Source organism: Bradyrhizobium sp. 17, assembly GCF_023073515.1.
Taxonomy (GTDB): Bacteria; Pseudomonadota; Alphaproteobacteria; order Rhizobiales; family Xanthobacteraceae; genus Bradyrhizobium; species Bradyrhizobium canariense_D.
In genome coordinates this window covers 215,538-233,000 of sequence record NZ_JADPJQ010000012.1, presented here as the reverse complement: position 1 = coordinate 233,000, position 17,463 = coordinate 215,538, and the positions used below count along the sequence as shown (strand labels likewise).

General features: G+C 64.1%; 15 protein-coding genes and 1 pseudogene. 4 read left to right on the top strand and 12 right to left on the bottom strand.

Annotated elements, in window-relative coordinates:
- From IVB13_RS02340 to gltX, 7 genes are all read right to left on the bottom strand, one after another.
- A partial coding sequence (locus IVB13_RS02340) for an ABC transporter ATP-binding protein (protein ID WP_247487534.1) occupies positions 1–760 on the bottom strand: 760 nt, incomplete at its 3' end.
- 10 nt (positions 761–770) lie between these two features.
- Positions 771–1,628, bottom strand: coding sequence for a carbohydrate ABC transporter permease (locus IVB13_RS02335; RefSeq protein WP_018458097.1), 858 nt, complete (start codon positions 1,626–1,628; stop codon positions 771–773).
- Positions 1,621–2,544 (bottom strand): sugar ABC transporter permease, encoded by a 924-nt coding sequence (locus IVB13_RS02330; protein ID WP_085362119.1) that lies wholly within the window; start codon positions 2,542–2,544, stop codon positions 1,621–1,623. Before IVB13_RS02330 ends, IVB13_RS02335 begins: the two co-directional genes overlap by 8 nt.
- Positions 2,541–3,827, bottom strand: coding sequence for an ABC transporter substrate-binding protein (locus IVB13_RS02325; RefSeq protein WP_247487532.1), 1,287 nt, complete (start codon positions 3,825–3,827; stop codon positions 2,541–2,543). Before IVB13_RS02325 ends, IVB13_RS02330 begins: the two co-directional genes overlap by 4 nt.
- Before the next feature lie 57 nt (positions 3,828–3,884).
- The gene (locus IVB13_RS02320) at positions 3,885–5,063 is read right to left on the bottom strand and encodes an ROK family transcriptional regulator (RefSeq protein WP_247296572.1); all 1,179 of its coding nucleotides are present in this window, start codon (positions 5,061–5,063) and stop codon (positions 3,885–3,887) included.
- 177 nt (positions 5,064–5,240) lie between these two features.
- Positions 5,241–6,545, bottom strand: a complete 1,305-nt coding sequence (gltA, locus tag IVB13_RS02315; protein WP_018458093.1) for a citrate synthase — start codon at positions 6,543–6,545, stop codon at positions 5,241–5,243.
- 169 nt (positions 6,546–6,714) lie between these two features.
- Entirely contained in the window at positions 6,715–8,142 is a 1,428-nt protein-coding gene (gene gltX, locus IVB13_RS02310; RefSeq protein WP_247296574.1) for a glutamate--tRNA ligase, read from the bottom strand.
- A 166-nt stretch (positions 8,143–8,308) separates the two neighbouring features.
- On the opposite strand from gltX, the gene IVB13_RS02305 reads away from it, so the two are divergent.
- From IVB13_RS02305 to IVB13_RS02290, 4 genes and pseudogenes are all read left to right on the top strand, one after another.
- Positions 8,309–9,985, top strand: coding sequence for a glutamine--tRNA ligase/YqeY domain fusion protein (locus IVB13_RS02305; RefSeq protein ID WP_247487530.1), 1,677 nt, complete (start codon positions 8,309–8,311; stop codon positions 9,983–9,985).
- 19 nt (positions 9,986–10,004) lie between these two features.
- Positions 10,005–10,391, top strand: coding sequence for a nuclear transport factor 2 family protein (locus IVB13_RS02300; protein WP_018458090.1), 387 nt, complete (start codon positions 10,005–10,007; stop codon positions 10,389–10,391).
- An 84-nt stretch (positions 10,392–10,475) separates the two neighbouring features.
- Entirely contained in the window at positions 10,476–10,709 is a 234-nt protein-coding gene (locus IVB13_RS02295; RefSeq protein ID WP_007610829.1) for a DUF2171 domain-containing protein, read from the top strand.
- Positions 10,710–10,804: 95 nt separating this feature from the next.
- Positions 10,805–13,073: pseudogene (locus IVB13_RS02290) on the top strand (ComEC/Rec2 family competence protein).
- A gap of 138 nt (positions 13,074–13,211) precedes the next feature.
- Here the strand turns inward: IVB13_RS02290 and IVB13_RS02285 are convergent.
- The 5 genes from IVB13_RS02285 to IVB13_RS02265 all read right to left on the bottom strand — a co-directional run bounded on the left by IVB13_RS02285 (position 13,212) and on the right by IVB13_RS02265 (position 17,453).
- Positions 13,212–13,646, bottom strand: coding sequence for a hypothetical protein (locus tag IVB13_RS02285; RefSeq protein WP_018458088.1), 435 nt, complete (start codon positions 13,644–13,646; stop codon positions 13,212–13,214).
- A gap of 493 nt (positions 13,647–14,139) precedes the next feature.
- On the bottom strand, positions 14,140–14,841 hold the full coding sequence (lexA, locus tag IVB13_RS02280; protein ID WP_247487680.1) for a transcriptional repressor LexA: 702 nt from the start codon (positions 14,839–14,841) through the stop codon (positions 14,140–14,142).
- A 176-nt stretch (positions 14,842–15,017) separates the two neighbouring features.
- Entirely contained in the window at positions 15,018–16,229 is a 1,212-nt protein-coding gene (gene glp / locus IVB13_RS02275; protein ID WP_018458086.1) for a gephyrin-like molybdotransferase Glp, read from the bottom strand.
- Between the two features lie 238 nt (positions 16,230–16,467).
- Positions 16,468–16,659 carry a hypothetical protein gene (locus IVB13_RS02270; protein ID WP_026233498.1) on the bottom strand — a complete coding sequence of 64 codons (192 nt, stop codon included), beginning with the start codon at positions 16,657–16,659 and terminating at the stop codon, positions 16,468–16,470.
- 167 nt (positions 16,660–16,826) lie between these two features.
- Complete coding sequence (locus IVB13_RS02265; RefSeq protein WP_247487529.1) at positions 16,827–17,453, bottom strand: HAD family phosphatase; 627 nt, start codon at positions 17,451–17,453, stop codon at positions 16,827–16,829.
- Positions 17,454–17,463: the final 10 nt, after the last annotated feature.

The window sequence follows — 17,463 nt, the reverse complement described above, 5'->3', positions numbered from 1 at the left end:
CCGGCCCGCCGGCATCGGCCTCCAGCCGTGCCGGCATCGTGTTCATCGGCGGCGAGCCCATGAAGCGGGCCACGAACAGATTGGCGGGATAGCGATACACGGTATCCGGGTCGGCAAACTGCTGCACCACGCCGCGATGCATCACGGCAATGCGCGTCGCCATCGTCATCGCCTCGATCTGATCGTGTGTGACATAGACGATGGTGGCGCCGATGCGCTGGTGCAGCCGCTTGATCTCCATCCGCATCTCGACGCGCAGCTTGGCGTCGAGATTGGAGAGCGGCTCGTCGAACAGGAAGAGCAGGGGATCGCGCACCAGCGCCCGGCCCATCGCCACACGCTGGCGCTGGCCGCCGGAGAGCTGCGAGGGCTTGCGGCCGAGCAGCGGCTCGATCTGGAGCAGCCTGGCCACATTCGCCAGCGCCTTTTCCTGCTCGGCCTTCGGGACGTGACGGCATTCCATGCCGAAAGTGATGTTCTGGCGCACCGTCATCGACGGATAGAGCGCGTAGGACTGGAACACCATCGCGATGTCGCGGTCCTTCGGCGGAATGTCGTTGACGATACGTCCGCCGATTTCCACGGTGCCTGCGCTCGGGAGGTCGAGCCCAGCGATGATGTTGAGCAGCGTGGACTTGCCGCAGCCGGATGGGCCAACGAGCACGGTGAATTCACCGCTCTCGATGTCGAGATCGATGCCCTTCAGCACCTCCAGATTGGCGTAGCGCTTGGACAGGGAGCGAATGCTTAGGGCTGCCATGACGATCCGATCATTTCACGGCCCCGGCGGTGAGGCCGCGCACGAAATACTTGCCGCCGATCAGATAGATCAGCAGGGTCGGCAGGGCGGCGATCATCACCGCAGCGCTCTGCACGCCATGCTGCGGGATGTCGGCGACCGCGGCGGATAGCGCGATCAGCGCGGCGGTGACCGGCTGCTGCTGACCAGTCGTGAATGTCACGCCGTAGAGAAATTCGTTCCAGATATGCGTGAACTGCCAGATCACGGTGACGACCAGAATAGGCGGCGAGAGCGGCAGGATGATGCGCCAGAAAATACGAAAGAACCCTGCGCCATCGATGCGCGCAGCTCTTATCAGATCCTGCGGGATGGCAGTGTAGTAGTTTCGGCAGAACAAGACGGTAAAGGAGAGCCCCTGGATCGTGTGGATCACGACCAGGCCCGTGAGCGTGTTCATCAGGCCCGTATCGCGCAACACGATGGTCCAGGGAAGCAAGCGCATCTGCTGGGGAAGGAAGAGGCCGAGGGTCACGATGCCGTAGATCCAGTTATCGCCGCGAAAACGCCAGAGCGACACAGCGTAACCGGCGACAGCACCGAGCAGAGTCGAGAAAATCGTCGCGGGAATCGTGACGAGCGCCGAGTTCAGCATGTACGGCCGGATGCCGGCGCAGGTCTCGGCGACGCAGAAACCGCTCCAGGCCGCGGCGTAGTTGCTCCATGCCCATTGCTTCGGCCAGCCGATCATCGACGCCTGCGCGATCTCCTCGTTGGTGCGGAGCGAGTTCAGCACGACAACAACCAATGGCGCGAGCCATGCTGCAGCGATCAGCGAGACGACGAGATAGATCAGAATCCGGCTTGGCGCGATGGTTCGCTCACGCATGGATCGCCCGCCGCCGCTGGACATAACGCCACGCTGCATAGGGCAGCAAAACCGCAAGAAGAATGAGCAACATGAGCACTGCCGCCGCCGCTCCGCGTCCGAGCAGGCTGCGCTGGAACATCAGGTCATAGACGACGAGGGCCGGCAGCTGGGTGGCGATCCCGGGTCCGCCATTGGTGAGCGCGCGGACGAGGTCGAAGGTCGAAATCGCGAACTGCAGCTGGATGACGATGACGGTGATGGTGATCGGCCAAAGGGTCGGCAGGATGACACGCCGGTACATTCGGATCGGTCCGGCGCCGTCGATCTGCGCGGCCTTGATCAGGTCGGCGTCGACGGAGCGAAGGCCGGCGAGGAACAGCGCCATGGCGAAACCGGACGATTGCCAGATCGCAGCGATGACAATGGTCCAAATGGCCATGTCGCGGTCGATCAGCCAGTCGAACCGGAAGGAGGTCCAGCCGAGGTCGCGGACCAGCTTCTGGATCCCGAGGCCGGGATTGAGCAGCCAACTCCAGACCGTGCCGGTGACCACGAATGACACCGCCAGAGGATAGAGGAAGATGGACCGCAGCAGGTTCTCGCCGCGAATGCGCTGATCGAGCAGGATCGCAAGGATGAGACCGGTCGCCAGGCTCAGCAACACGAAGGCGCTGCCAAACAGCAGCAGATTGTCCAAGGCAATCTGCCAGTTCCGCGATGCGGCGACCGCAGAATAGTTGCGCAAGCCGACCCAGCCCGAGACCGGGACCAGAGTGGACGGCGTGAACGATATCCAGATCGTCCACAGCGTAAACGCAATGAGATGCGCGGCGGACAACAGCAGCGGCACCCAGATCGTCAGATATTCAGGCAGCCGGCGTACCCAGCCAGAGGCTGCCGGCCGGCCCGGTGTTGTCGAGACGGCGATCGTCAACGTGAGCTCTCGACGGCTTCGGCGAGGCGTATGGCCGCTTGCTCCGGCTTGATCGTCTTGTTCTTCACGTACTCCGTGATCACGTCGATCATCGCTGCGGTCATGCCGTTTTCCTGCGCCATGTTGTGCGCAAGGCTGAGGACGGCCTGATTGCTGGCAATCGCGTCTTTCAGGGCTGCTGCGGTCCGCCGTTGCCCGTCCGACCAGCCTTCGCCGGAGAGATCGACATCGGTGCGCACGGGGATCGATCCCGTGATCTGCGAATACATAGTCTGGATCGCCGGATCCATGACGAGCTGGGCCATCAGCGTCTGGCCGGCCTGCAGGTCGGGCTCCTTGCGCTGCCAGAATATGAAGGCATCGGCATTCAACAGGAAGACCGGCTTGCTATTGTCGCTCGGGCCCGGGGCGATGATGAAGTCCTCGAACTTGAAGCCGGCGTTGCGCAAGACGCCCTGCGCCCACCCGCCCATGATCATCATCCCCATGTCGCCGTCGACAAAGCGCTTCAAGTTGGTCGAAAAGTGCTGGGCGCCGACGTTGGGGTCCATCCAGTCGGCAATCTTGCGCACCTGTACGAAGGCAGCCTTTATCTCGGGGCCCTCCAGGGCCTTCTTGTCGAGATTCATGATGGCTGCGCGGTAAGCGGTGGGGCTGATGCCCGCCAAAGCGGCCTCGAATTTCTGGCCGTCGTCCGGGCGGGTGCCACCGTTGGCGATGGGATACGGGACGCCGCCTGCTTTCATCTTCTCGGCGAGGTCGTTGAACTCAGCCCATGTGACGGGGACGTTGTCGGCCTTGGCCTTGTCCATCGCGCGTTTGGAGAGAAACAGCATGTTTGTGCTGTAGATCTGCAACGGCAGTGCAATCCACTTGCCCCCCGGCTTGTGCAATTTTGCAAGATCCGGAGCGACAACCTTTTCGTAGCCGGCGGCAGCGACGACGGCATCGAGATCGACGGTTGGGGCAATCTTGGACCAGGCCGCGATCTCGGGACCTTTGAGCTGCGAGCAGGCCGGCGGATCGCCGGCCATGATCTGGGCACGCAGCTTGTTCATCATCTCGGTGGTGAAGCCGGGGACGGGCGAGTGCTGCCAAACCCCGCCTTTCTCCTCGAATTTCTTGCCGAGTGCCGTGATGGCCGCCCCATCGCTACCTGCGGACCATTGCGAGATCGCAGTCAGACGCGGCTTGATCGCGCCTTGCGCGCGGGCGAATGCCGGCAGCGCGAGCGCGGCCGCAGATCCGGCGAGCAGTTGGCGCCTTGTTGTCGTGATCGGCATGGCAATTTCCTCCCGGTGTGAACTCTTTCGCGCGAGAGCCGCGCGGCATCAGGTACGTCAGGCGGCCTCGGCCGATGCGGCCGGCATGCCGCCGCGGCAAGCGAGGCAGAAAGACGCGAATGCCAGCGCCGCCCGCGGATCGTTGCCGTTCGACGGCGGCACGAAAGCGAGCGACACTTGCGCGTGTTTGCGGCCGCCCAACAGGCTGGCGTCGATCCCCTCGACGAGCGCGTTGCGATCGTCCTCGGTGAGGAGCGACGGCCAGCCGCTGATCGCGACGCCCTTGCATGGCTTCACGTTCAGCGTATTGCCGATCGCAAGGCCAAGCCGGAACAGCCGCCGGCGCAATTCCTGCCGCACGCGCGACGAGAGCGGCATCGCGGTCACCCACTCGCTGCCGAGCTCAAGCAACTCGGCTTCCGCGACGCCAAGAAGCTCGGCCAAAGCGGGAAGCGACGTATAAGCCTCGACGCAGCCATGATGACCGCAGCGGCAAATTGGTCCGTCGGCTCCGAACACCATGTGGCCGAGCTCGACCGGCTGGAGGGCATCGTCCTCGACCGCGTCATCCATCCAGGTGCCCGCGACGCCCTGACCGACGAAGACGAAGAGATGCGCGCCGCTGAATGGATAATGCTCCGTGCGGCAACGGTGAAAGATGGCGTGCGCGACGACCGAATTGGTGAACTCGACCCGCACGCCGGGAAGCGTCTCGCCGAACATCTCGCTGATCCGCCCGACATCGCAGGGAATGATCGGATTGCCTGACGCGCCCAGCCGGCCGAGACCCGGAATCGAGACGCCGATCTGTGCGAGGGGGATACGTCGACGCCGCGTCCACTCGCGCAGCAATGTCATCGCTTCGCGAAACGCCCGGCCGACCGTCGCGACGGTCGGCGTCTTCGGCAGCGGCACATGCCCGGTGTAGTGCAGTTCGCCCGACAGGCCCCCGACCCCGACGCTGAGCCGCTGAGTGGTCAGCTCGAACGCCGCGAGCGCCACCGCCTTATCGAGCGACACGAGACCCGTGGGGCCACCGACATAAGGGGCAGGGCGCCGCACTTCCTCGATCAGGCCTTCGGCCTTCAGATCGAACAGGATGCGCGACAGGCTCGCTTCCGACAGGCGCACGGCCTTGGCCAGCGGCGGGCGAAACGACGCGCCTGACTGAAGCAGATGAATCAAAATGGCAGCACGCGTCTGCCGCCGACTTCTCGGCTGCTCCGGCATTTCCATCCCTGTCGTCATTCTTACTTAGAGTAAGAATTTGCGCGCGAAGCGTCTCAACGTCAAGCGTCGGCCGAGGCATTGCGCTGACTTGTTGTTGTGCGCGGCAGCAAGATTGTCTCAGCGCAAACAAAAGCGGCGCCATCTTGTGATGGCGCCGCTTCGAAAGCCGTGATGGGCTCGACCTTACTTCCGGTTGTTGATCGCGACGTAGTCGCGGCGGGTGACGCCGGTGTAGAGCTGGCGCGGACGGCCGATCTTCTGCTGCGGATCCTCGATCATCTCGCTCCACTGGCTGATCCAGCCGACGGTGCGGGCGACCGCGAACAGCACGGTGAACATCGAGACCGGGAAGCCCATCGCCTTCAGCGTGATGCCCGAATAGAAGTCGACGTTCGGGTAGAGCTTGCGGTCGATGAAGTACTGGTCGCTGAGCGCGATCTTCTCGAGCTCGAGCGCCACCTTCAGCATCGGATCGTCGCCATGGCCGGTCTCCTTGAGCACGGCGTGACACATCTTCTGCATGATCTTGGCGCGCGGATCGTAGTTCTTGTAGACGCGGTGACCGAAGCCCATCAGGCGGACTTCAGAGTTCTTGTCCTTCACCTTGGCGATGAACTCGGGGATCTTGTCGACCGAGCCGATCTCGGCGAGCATCGCGAGCGCTGCTTCGTTGGCGCCGCCATGGGCCGGGCCCCACAGGCAGGCGATGCCGGCCGCGATGCAGGCGAACGGGTTGGCGCCGGAGGAGCCGGCGATACGCACGGTCGAGGTCGAGGCGTTCTGCTCGTGGTCGGCGTGCAGGATGAAGATCTTGTCCAGCGCGTCAGCCAGCACCGGGTTGATCTTGTAGTCCTCGCACGGCACGGCAAAGCACATGTGCAGGAAGTTCTCGGCGAACTTCAGCGAGTTTTTCGGATACACGAAGGGCTGGCCGACCGTGTATTTGTAGGCCATCGCAGCCAGCGTCGGGATCTTGGCGATCATGCGCATGGAGGCGATCATGCGCTGCTTCGGATCGTTGATGTCGGTTGAGTCGTGATAGAACGCGGCGAGCGCGCCGACAGCCGCTACCATGATCGCCATCGGATGGGCGTCGCGGCGGAAGCCCTGGAAGAAGCGGGCCATCTGCTCGTGCACCATCGTGTGATGGATCACGCGGTCGTCGAAATCCTTCTTCTGCGCGGCGGTCGGAAGCTCCCCGAACAGCAGCAGATAGCAGGTCTCGAGGAAGTCGCCATTCTCGGCGAGCTGTTCGATCGGATAGCCGCGGTATTCCAGCACGCCCGCGTCACCGTCGATATAGGTGATCTTGGACTGGCAGCTCGCGGTCGAGGTGAAGCCCGGATCGTAGGTGAACAGGCCGGACTGGCCGTAGAGCTTGCCGATATCGATGACGTCGGGCCCGACGCTGCCGCTGTGGATCGGAAGATCGAAATTCTTGTTTCCGACCGTCAGTGTGGCGGTCTTATTGCTTGGTTTGGCGTCCATCAGAGGTCCCCGATGTATGGTGAAACGGGCCGGACCCGGAGGCCCCGATGAGATATCGCGGGGCAGGCCGGATGTTCCAGAAGGTACGGGTGAGATGGGTATATTATTGCTGTGTGCGCTGCAAGATGGCGCCACGCATGGTCGACTTACGTCGTAGGCTGGCCCTCAGCTAGTCCTTAGCCTGATCCTTAAGCCGGCCCTGGCTTTCCTGGCGTCCCAGGACGTCCAAAACCTCGAATATGCCGGGCGACGTCGTCCGACCGGTCAGCGCGGCCCGCAGCGGCTGGGCGACCGCGCCGAGCTTGAGACTATTTTCCTCGGCAAAGGCGCGCAGCGCGGCTTCCGCATTGGCCGCGCTCCACGTCTCGACTTTCTCCAGCGCGGAATGAAGCTGGCCGATCAGCTTGCGGTTCTCAGGCGTCAGCAGCGCCGCCGCCTTCGGGTCAAGCTCCAGCGGCCGGTCCGCGAAAATGAAATAGGCGCTGTCGATCAGCTCGATCAGCGTCTTGGCGCGCTCCTTCAGGGCCGGCATGGCCTTCAGGAGCTGCGCGCGCGTGGTGTCGTTTAACTTGGCCTTAAGCTCGTCGCGGCTGGGCACGACGTGGTCGAGCACGTCCTCGAACATCTTCACGAGTGATTGATCGTCGGCATTGCGGATGTAGTGGCCGTTGAGGTTTTCCAGCTTGGCAAAATCGAAGCGCGCTGCTGCGCGGCCGACGCTGGCAAGATCGAACGCCGCGATCATCTCCTCCGTCGAGAAGATTTCCTGGTCGCCATGGCTCCAGCCGAGCCGGACGAGATAGTTGCGGAGCGCGGACGGGAGGTACCCCATGGCGCGGTAGGCATCGACGCCAAGCGCGCCGTGCCTCTTGGAGAGCTTTGAGCCGTCCGGGCCATGAATCAGGGGGATGTGGGACATGCTCGGCAGCGTCCAGCCCATCGCGTCGTAGATCTGCTTTTGGCGGGCCGCGTTGATCAAATGGTCGTCGCCGCGGATGACGTGGGTGACGCCCATGTCGTGATCGTCGACCACCACAGCGAGCATGTAGGTCGGGTTGCCATCGCCGCGCAGCAGGACGAGGTCATCCAGATTCTCGTTCTGCCAGACCACGCGGCCCTGGACCTGGTCTTCGATCACGGTCTCACCGGTCTGGGGCGCACGGAGCCGGATGGTGGGCTTCACGTCGGTTGGGGCCGTCGCCGGATCGCGGTCGCGCCACAGGCCGTCATAGAGGCGGGTGCGCCCCTCTTCGCGCGCCTTCTCGCGCATCGCGGTGAGCTCCTCGGCGGTGGCGTAGCAGCGATAGGCCTTGCCGTCGGCGAGCAGCTGCTCGGCGACCTCGCGGTGGCGGGCGGCGCGGCTGAACTGGTAGATGACGTCGCCATCCCAGCCGAGCTCCAGCCATTTCAGGCCGTCGAGGATGGCGCCGATCGCGGCCTCGGTGGAGCGCTCCCGGTCGGTGTCCTCGATCCGGAGCAGCATCTTGCCGCCGTGCTTCTTCGCATAGAGCCAGTTGAACAGCGCCGTGCGCGCGCCCCCGATATGGAGGAAGCCGGTCGGCGAAGGAGCGAAACGGGTGACGACGGGAGAGGTCATTCTTGGCAGGGCCTATGCATTGGAGGCGCTGGTATATAACAGGACCGGAGCATAACTAAAGCCCGGCAGCGGACCGCCAAGGGTTGCTTGAGACCTTGCTTAAGCCCTTGGCTCAGCCAAGGGAATTTGGCAGAAGGGCCGCTGATTTCCCTACAGGATTTTCGTAATGACAGAACCGGTGGCGAACGAGGTTGGGCGCGATTTCATTCGTGACATCATCCAGGCCGACCTCGAGGAGGCCAAATACAAGGAGATCGTGACCCGGTTCCCGCCGGAGCCGAACGGTTATCTCCATATCGGCCACGCCAAGTCGATCGCGCTCAATTTCGGCATCGCCCAAGAGTTTCCGGGCCGTTGCCATCTGCGCTTCGACGACACCAATCCGGTCAAGGAAGAGCAGGAATATATCGATTCCATCCAGGCCGACGTGCGCTGGCTCGGCTTCGACTGGGGCAAGAACCTGTTCTTCGCTTCGGACTATTTCGACCGCCTCTACGAATGGGCGGAGCAGCTGATCCGCGACGGGCTCGCCTATGTCGATGACCAGACCCAGGAGCAGATTCGTCTTGCGCGCGGCACGCTGACCGAGCCCGGCAAGAACTCGCCGTTCCGCGATCGCACCGTGGATGAAAACCTCGACCTGTTCCGTCGCATGAAGGCGGGCGAATTCCCGAACGGCGCGCGCGTGCTGCGGGCCAAGATCGACATGGGGGCGGGCAACATCAATCTGCGCGACCCCGTGCTGTACCGCATCCTGCATGCGCACCATCCGCGCACCGGGACCAAGTGGAGCATCTATCCAAGCTACGACTATGCCCACGGCCAATCGGACGCCATCGAAGGCATCACGCACTCGATCTGCACGCTGGAGTTCGAGGACCATCGGCCGCTCTACGACTGGTTCATCGAGAAGCTGCCGGTGCCCTCGAAGCCGCACCAGTACGAATTCGCGCGGCTGAACCTGACCTACACGCTGCTGTCCAAGCGTGTGCTGACCCAGCTCGTCCGCGAGGGCCATGTCGCGGGCTGGGACGACCCGCGCATGCCCACCATGGCGGGCATGCGCCGCCGCGGCGTGCCGCCGGCCGCGCTTCGCGAATTCGTCAAGCGCATCGGCGTTGCGAAAGCCAATAGCGTGGTCGACGTCGGCATGCTGGAATTCTGCATCCGCGAGGAATTGAACCGCACGTCGCAGCGGCGCATGGCGGTGCTTAAGCCGCTCAAGGTCGTGATCGAGAATTATCCCGAGGGGCAGACCGAGGAGCTCGAGGCGATCAACCATCCGGATGATCCCTCCGCCGGCACCCGCAAGATCACGTTCGGCCGTGAGCTCTATATCGAGCAGGACGACTTCATGGAGAACCCGCCGAAAAAGTTCTTCCGTCTGTCGCCGGGCAACGAGGTGCGGCTGCGCTACGCCTATTTCGTCAAGTGCACCGGCGTGATCAAGAACGATGCCGGCGAGGTGGTGGAGCTGCGCTGCACCTACGATCCCGCGACCAAGGGCGGCAACGCGCCCGATGGCCGCAAGGTCAAGGCCACCATGCACTGGCTGCCGGCGGCGACATCCGTGCCCGCGGAAATCCGCATCTACAATCAGCTGTTTGCCAAACCGAGCCCGGACGCCTCGAACTTCGCCGCCGACCTCAATCCGCAGTCACTGGAAATTCTCGCTAATGCCCGCGTCGAGGCATCGGTCGCGGAAAGCAATTCGACCGAGCCGATGCAGTTCGAGCGCCAGGGCTATTTCGTGCGCGACAAGGACTCGACGTCCGACAGACCGGTATTTTCCAGGACTATCGGTCTGCGCGACACGTTCGCGAAGGAAGTTGCCAAAGGCTGAAAAGAGCTGCGAGACCACAATGAGCAACGAAGCCGACGCTATCGTTTCCGGCATCATCGCGAAATGGCGCGCCGGCTTCGCCACGCTCGATGCGGCCGCGCTCTCATCGCTCTATGCGAGGAATGCCTTCTTCTTCGGCTCCAACCCAAAGCTCTACCGGGGCAGGGCCGGCGTCGCAGACTATTTCAACGGCCTGCCGCGCTGGCGCAAGCCGAGCGCGGTGTTTTCCGAGGTGACGGCGGCGCAGGCAGGTCCTGATCTGATCAATATGGCCGCGACCATCTCGTTCGATCTCGCCGGCGAACGCCCCGATTTCTCGGTCAAGATGAGCTGGGTCATCATGCGCGAGGACGGCGAGTGGAAGATCGTCAATCACCATGCTTCGTCGCAGGCGCCGCTGATCTGACGAGCGGGCACACGGCTTCGTCATTCTCGTGAGAGAACGAACGTGCTCCCCGCGCGTTGGGGTGGGTCCAACAAGGAACCCACCATGCAGAACATCGCAGAGCATATGGAAGTGATCGGCGCCGACGGCGTCCACATCGGCACCGTCGACAAGGTCGAAGGCAATCGCATCAAGCTGACCAAGAAGGACAGCGGCGAGGGCAGCCACAAGGGCCATCATCACTTCATCGACAAGGGCCTCGTCGCCGATATCGAGGGCAACAAGGTCAGGCTGTCGGCCAAGGCGGATGTGGCCGTGACGATGGAAGAGGAAAAGTAGCGGCCGCGCCCCTTCGTTCCTGATCCGTACCGCTATCCGCCCACCTGCACGTTTCGGTAGCTTCTGGCTTCGTTGCGTATCATCGAGTGCAGGGAATGGCGGAGCCGGGCCGGCCGGTACGATCGCAGGGGATCGCGGGGACGTGGCCCGCGGGCCGCGCCGCGTCCGCGGGCGGCCTCGCGCCTGCAGGCCTCGACCTCTGGACATCGCTGGCCGAGACCCTCCGCGCCTGGCTGCGCGCCGAGGCGGGCGCCGGGCGGCTGTTGCCGTGGGTGCCCGTCGCGTTTGGCTGCGGCATCGCGCTTTATTTCTCTGCCGATCATGAGCCGGTGCTGTGGGTCGTTGCCACGACCGCCATCGCGCTCCTGCTTGGCGCGGCTCTGTTGCGGCGGAGCCGGCTGTTCGCCCCGGCCATCATGATCGCGGCGGTCGCGGCCGGCTTTGCCGTCGCAACCTGGAAGACGGCGCGCATCGCCCACCCGGTGCTGGCAAGGGCGCTCTATTCGGTGTCGTTGTCGGGCTTCGTCGAGGCTCGCGACATCCGCGAGCGTACCGATCGTTTCGTGCTGCGCGTCACGGCGATGGAGGCGCAGCGCAGCGACGTCAGGCTCGAGCGCGTGCGCCTGTCGGTCCGCAAGGGCACCGCGCCGGAGGTCGGTAGCTTCGTTCAGCTGAAGGCACGGCTGATGCCGCCACTCGCGCCGGTGCGGCCCGGCAGCTACGACTTTTCGCGTGACATGTTCTTCCAGGGCATCGGCGCCTCCGGCTTCGCGATGGGCGCCATCACGGTGGCGTCGCCGCCTGAGACCGGCGGCTTACGGCTGCGTTACGCGGCCTTCATGCAAGGCCTGCGCGATGCGATCGATGCCCGCATCCGGGCGACGCTCGACGGCGACAATCGGGCGATCGCGACCGCGCTGCTCACCGGGCGGCGCGATGCGATCACCACGCCCGTCAACGATGCGATGTTCATCTCCGGCCTCGGCCACGTGCTCTCGATCTCCGGTTATCACATGGCCGTCGTTGCCGGCGTCGTGTTCTTCGCGGTGCGCGCGCTGCTCGCTCTGATCCCCGGATTGGCGGCCGGCTTCGCCATCAAGAAATGGTCGGCCGCCGCCGCGCTGGTCGCCGCTGCGTTCTACCTGCTGCTGTCGGGCGCGGAGGTCGCCACGCAAAGGTCGTTCTTCATGACGGCGGTGGTGCTGATCGCGGTGATGGTCGATCGCCGCGCCATCACCTTCCGCACGCTTGCTGTGGCTGCGCTGATCGTGCTGGCGGTCGCGCCGGAAGCGCTGGTGCATCCGAGTTTTCAGATGTCGTTTGCGGCAACGCTCGGCTTGGTCGCACTGGTGCAGATCGGCATGCCCAATTTGTTTGCCTCGCCGGACAATTCGGCGACTGCGCGCATTGCGATGTGGGGTGGGCGCGAGATTGCGATGCTGTTCATGGCTTCGCTGATTGCGGGACTTGCGACGACGCCCTATGCCGCCTTTCATTTCCACCGTGTCACGCCGTTCGGCGTGCTCGCCAATCTCGGCGCGATGCCGGTGGTCTCTGCGCTGGTGATGCCGGCGGGGCTGTTGGGGCTGCTTGCTGCGCCGTTCGGGCTGGACAGCGTGTTCTGGTGGCTGATGGGGATTGGCATCGAGTGGATGGTCGCGGTCTCGCGCTGGGTCGCGGCCTTGCCGGGCGCGGTGGGCCGCATCCCGGCGTTCGGGATCGCGCCGCTGATCGCGGCGAGCCTGGGAATCATTGTGCTCGGCTTGTTGCGCACGCCGCTGCGCTGGTCCGGCGCCCTGGTGCTGCTGGCAGCGATCCTCTGGGGACTGTCGGCGCGGCAGCCCGACATCCTGATTGCCGGGGATGGCGCCAGCGTCGCGGTGCGGGGCAGGGACGGATATCTGCACCTGATCAGGACGAACAAGGACAGCTTTCTGCTCAAGGAATGGCTCGCTGCCGACGCCGATCCGCGCGATGCGGGCAGAGCCTCGCTTGCCGATGGCGTGTCCTGCGACGAATCCGGCTGCGTGACGCCACTGGCCGACGGGAGGCTGGTCGCGCTGGCACTGCGCGTCGACGCTCTCGCAGACGATTGCAGTCGGGCCGCCCTGGTGGTGACGACACGTCCCGCGCCGCCCGATTGCGCGGCGATGGTGGTCGATCGGCAGCGGCTCGCCAGCCAAAGCGCGCTGGCGCTGACGCAGCGTGGTGACGGTTTTGTGGTTCAGGCAGTGAGGGCGAGAGGCACGAGCCGCCCCTGGTTGCCGGCCGGCGCCGGCGAGGGTGATTTCGACGGCAAAGTCGACCGCGCCTCGCATCAAGGACGCAACGCCGGCGGACACCGACCTGCAAGCCGACGATTGATCTGATGGTGCGGAGCAACGCAGTGGTTCGGTGCGTCCGTTCGGATTCGCGGGGTGCAAACCACACCATCTCGCCGGCCACGGCCGGCGATGGCGATTCAATCCTGACCTCCGACTTCGTAGCCGGAGGGCGGCTCTGTCAGCCGATCGGCAGGTGCGTGACGGTCGGCTGCCTGTCGGCGGTGATCTGCGCCTTGTGCTCGCGCTCGGTGACCGACTGAGTCACCGGCAGTTGCAGCACCGTCGCGCGCTGGCCTTCGACGAGCTGCGTCACCAGCACGTATTTGCCGTCGGGGAATTCGATCGCATCATGATGGCGGTCGGGAACGTGCGGATCGATCTTGCCGAACTTGCCCACGCGGGAATTGATGGTGCGCGTCCAGATCCAGCGATTGTCGTAGCGGACGTCGTCGGCGAAGGCGAGCTCCGTCCCCGGCAGCAGGCAGACGGCAACAGACGGATCGGCTGCAGAGGCGAAGCCGCGCGTCGAGGTGCCGCGGAAGCTTGTCGTGACGATCGTCTCGCCGACTTCGGCGGGGCGCGACGCGACGGCATGTAGGCTGTAGTCACACATCGGGTGCTCCTCATGCTGGGATAGCAACCCGCGTCTCTTATCGAGGCGCAGGCCTCTATCAGAGTGGAAGCACGAACGCTCTGCTTGGTTGTGGGCAAATCTGCGGCTGGCTTCCGCAAGCCGCGATCACATTATCTTTCCCGAATTCAATAGGAACAAAGCTCGCCGCGATGCATTCGGGAGGCGCGTACGCGAACATTGCCAACTTGGCTGCAACGGCCGAACTTGACCGCTGGTCGCTGTTTCCTCGAACAACCGAGCCGCGAAGCGGTGCTGCTTGAAGCGGTGCTGCTTCGTCGGCGTGGCGAGGAGCCAGCGTTGGAGGAGGGGCCGGATAGTCTGTGCAGAACCAGAAAGGCTATCCAGCCGGAGCGGACGATGATCCGCTCCAATCTCTGACCGGCGATGCCGATCGGAAGCGCGCGAGGCGCCAAGCACCTCCGGCATGAAGTGCTTCCGATATGAAGTACTGCCGATAGAAAGACTCCCGGTATCAGTACTTCCGGTAAAGCCCGATCAGCTTGCCCTGAATCTTCACCCGGTTGGGCGGCAGGATGCGGACCTCATAGGCCGCGTTGGCGGGCTCGAGCGCGATCGAGGCGCCGCGACGGCGGAAGCGCTTCAGCGTCGCTTCCTCGTCGTCGATCAGCGCCACCACGATGTCGCCGGTATCGGCGCTCTCGTTGCGCTGGATCAGGGCCATGTCGCCGTCGAGAATGCCGGCTTCGACCATCGAGTCGCCGCGCACTTCCAGCGCGTAATGCTCGCCCGAGCCGAGCATGTCAGGCGGTACGCTGATAGTATGGCTGCGGGTCTGCAACGCCTCGATCGGCGTGCCGGCCGCGATGCGGCCCATCACCGGCACCGCGACGAGACGTTCGCCCTCGTCAGCGGGCAGGCTCGCGCTCGCACGCACCTTGCCGAGATTGCCCTCGATGACGCTCGGCGTGAAGCCGCGGCGGCTGCCAGCGGCTGCCTGGAGCTCCGGCAGCTTGATGACTTCAATCGCACGGGCGCGGTTGGGCAGGCGTCGGATGAAGCCACGCTCCTCGAGCGCCGTGATCAGGCGATGGATGCCCGACTTCGAGCGCAGATCGAGCGCATCCTTCATCTCGTCGAAGGAGGGCGGCACGCCGCTTTCCTTCAGACGTTCACTGATGAACCGCAGAAGCTCGTATTGTTTGCGCGTTAACATCTCGACCAAAGTCCCCCGGTTGATGTCGTCCGATTCCGAGACGCTGAATTCGGCCATAAGCCGCTGCATGCTCGAAACAAATCATGAACAGACACTATATGTTCGATACATGTTCCGCAACTGCTTAATTTACCGTGAACAGAGCAAAGTGCGCGGAACGCGCGTTGCGGGGGCGCTCAGACGGGGAGCCGCAACACTTCGCAAGCCGTGCCGGCTTCGGCCTTCGGCGCGAATGGTGCGCGGACGAGAAGTACCTGTGCTGCAGCGAGATTCGCAAGCAGCGAAGAGTCCTGATGATTGACGGGAACAACGACGCGTGTGCCATCGTCACGCTCCTCAAGATGCGCGCGCAGATAGTCCTCGCGCTGGTCGTTGGCGCCGACGTCGCGGCCGAGCACGGCGCGTTCACGGCGATGGTGAATCACTGAACGGCCCGACAGGGCGCGAATCAGCGGCACCATGAACAGGAAAGCGCACACGTAGGACGATACGGGATTGCCCGGCAGGCCGATCACACCCATTGCGCCGAGTCGCCCGTGCATCATCGGCTTGCCTGGCCGCATCGCGATCTTCCAGAACGCCATCGCGATGCCTTCGTCCCGCAGTGCCTGCTGGACCAGATCGTGGTCGCCGACCGATGCGCCGCCGGTCGTGATCAGGACGTCGGCGCCGCTCTCGCGGGCGCGGCGGATGCCGGCGGTGGTGGCCTCGAGCGTGTCGGCGGCAATACCGAGGTCGATGGTCTCGGCGCCCTCGCTGCGGGCGAGCGCGTGCAGGGCGTAGCCGTTGGAATAGACGATCTGGCCGTGGCCGGGCGTGGTGCCCGGCATCACCAGCTCGTCGCCGGTGGCGAGAATCGCGACCTTCGGACGCCTGACAACGGCAAGGTGCGGATGATTCATCCCGGCGGCGAGCGCGAGGTCTCGCTCGGTCAGACGGCTTCCCTTGCGCAGGAGCACGTCGCCCTCGCGGAAATCGACGCCGGCGGGGCGGATGTGCCGGCCGGCGATCGCGGCTTCCTTGATCGTGATGCGCTTGCCGGCGGCGACCGTGTCCTCCTGGATCACGACGGCGTCCGCGCCAAAGGGAACGACGCCGCCGGTGAAGATCCGCACGGCCTCGCCGGCTCCGACCGTCCCCTCGAACGGTCGGCCCGCTGCGACTTCGCCGATGACGGTGAGCTCCGAATCGATCGTCGCGGCATCGGCCGCGCGCACCGCGTAGCCGTCCATCGCCGACATCGCTTGCGGCGGCTGCGTGCGCCGCGCCACGACGTCACGCGCGAGCACGCGATGGTAGGCCTCGTCGAGGGAAATCATTTCTTCCGGCAGCGGCTCTGCACCCGCCAGCACCGCGGCAAGCGCGTCAGAAACCGGCATCAAGGCCACGGCGAAAACTCCTGCTCGGCACGTTCGGGCGAATGTTCCGCACGTCTTCTAGCCGAGCGCAGGCGCAGAGGCAAAAGCGGCTGAGCAGGCACAGTCATCCCGCCCCTTCACATTGTTCCGGAAGGCAGGATCAAGCGCGTCGCGGCATGATCCGAAGGAGGTCACAGATCGGCAGGAGAGTGGTCATGGAAGCGACGAAAATCATGGCAAGGCGAGAACGCGCCATGGCCTGAATCGATCAGCTCCCTGCCTGCCCGGGAGTTACGTCGGGCGCCTTGGATCCCTGATCCTTGTCGGGCAGCGGGTCGGCTTGGGATTTCAGGTCGGCGGCCTTGCTCACAAGCTTGGCGGAAAGGTCCGAATCTGAAGTTGTCCTCGCGAATTCAAGAAGAAGAGAGGCCTGCTTGGTGAGGTAGGTTTTGCCCAGCACGATGATGCATCCGTCCGTAGAAGTCCCAACGGACTCTAAGAGTCCGGAAGGCGGTATTCCGTTCCCGGAACTCTGTATAAAAATGTACAAAGTGATCCGGTTCCTCAATTTTTCAAAATTGGTCCGTCGGGCCGTGCCGTCGTGGGTTTCGCGACAACGGACCGTCGTCAAATGCCTAATGCCGTCAATGCGTTCCCGACGTCACGCGGCGAGGTCACATGCACCGCCGTCAAGCCGCGCGCGCGCGCTCCCTCGATGTTTTCGGCAAGATCGTCGAAGAACACGATGCGCCCGGCGGGCACGCCGATCGCCGCAACGACGTGGTCGAAGGCCTCCGCATCCGGTTTGCGCAGGCCGATGCTGGACGACAAATACAGCTCGCGGAAATGGCCGAGGAGGTCGGCATATTCCCTCGAGAAATGGTCCACGTGCGGCCGGTTGGTGTTGGAGAAAGCATAGAGCGGCATCTGTTTCGCTGCGCGCGGCAGCAGCTCGGCGATGTCAGGCATTTCGCCGGCGAAAATCGCGTTCCAGCCTTCCAGGAACTGCGCATCCGAAATGCCGATTCCGAGCGAGGCTCGCAATGAGGCGAAATAGTCCTCATCGCTGATCTTCCCCATCTCGTGCAACCGATAGGCTTCGCTGTCCCGCACATAGCGCGCGACGATGGCTTCGGGCTTGCAGCCGGCATGTCCCGCCCAGCAGGCGATCGCCTTGGAGAAATCGATATCGAGCACGACGCGGCCGAGATCGAACAGGAGCGCATCCGCGCTGCCGGGAGAGAGCGATGTCACCTGCGTCCTT

Coding starts and splice junctions, on each gene's coding strand:
- gltX (WP_247296574.1), bottom strand. CDS start 8,142: ATGACCTCTCCCGTCGTCACCCGTTTCGCTCCTTCGCCGACCGGCTTC.
- IVB13_RS02285 (WP_018458088.1), bottom strand. CDS start 13,646: ATGTGTGACTACAGCCTACATGCCGTCGCGTCGCGCCCCGCCGAAGTC.
- IVB13_RS02305 (WP_247487530.1), top strand. CDS start 8,309: ATGACAGAACCGGTGGCGAACGAGGTTGGGCGCGATTTCATTCGTGAC.
- IVB13_RS02335 (WP_018458097.1), bottom strand. CDS start 1,628: ATGCGTGAGCGAACCATCGCGCCAAGCCGGATTCTGATCTATCTCGTC.
- IVB13_RS02325 (WP_247487532.1), bottom strand. CDS start 3,827: ATGCCGATCACGACAACAAGGCGCCAACTGCTCGCCGGATCTGCGGCC.
- IVB13_RS02300 (WP_018458090.1), top strand. CDS start 10,005: ATGAGCAACGAAGCCGACGCTATCGTTTCCGGCATCATCGCGAAATGG.
- IVB13_RS02320 (WP_247296572.1), bottom strand. CDS start 5,063: ATGGAAATGCCGGAGCAGCCGAGAAGTCGGCGGCAGACGCGTGCTGCC.
- lexA (WP_247487680.1), bottom strand. CDS start 14,841: ATGTTAACGCGCAAACAATACGAGCTTCTGCGGTTCATCAGTGAACGT.
- IVB13_RS02295 (WP_007610829.1), top strand. CDS start 10,476: ATGCAGAACATCGCAGAGCATATGGAAGTGATCGGCGCCGACGGCGTC.
- gltA (WP_018458093.1), bottom strand. CDS start 6,545: ATGGACGCCAAACCAAGCAATAAGACCGCCACACTGACGGTCGGAAAC.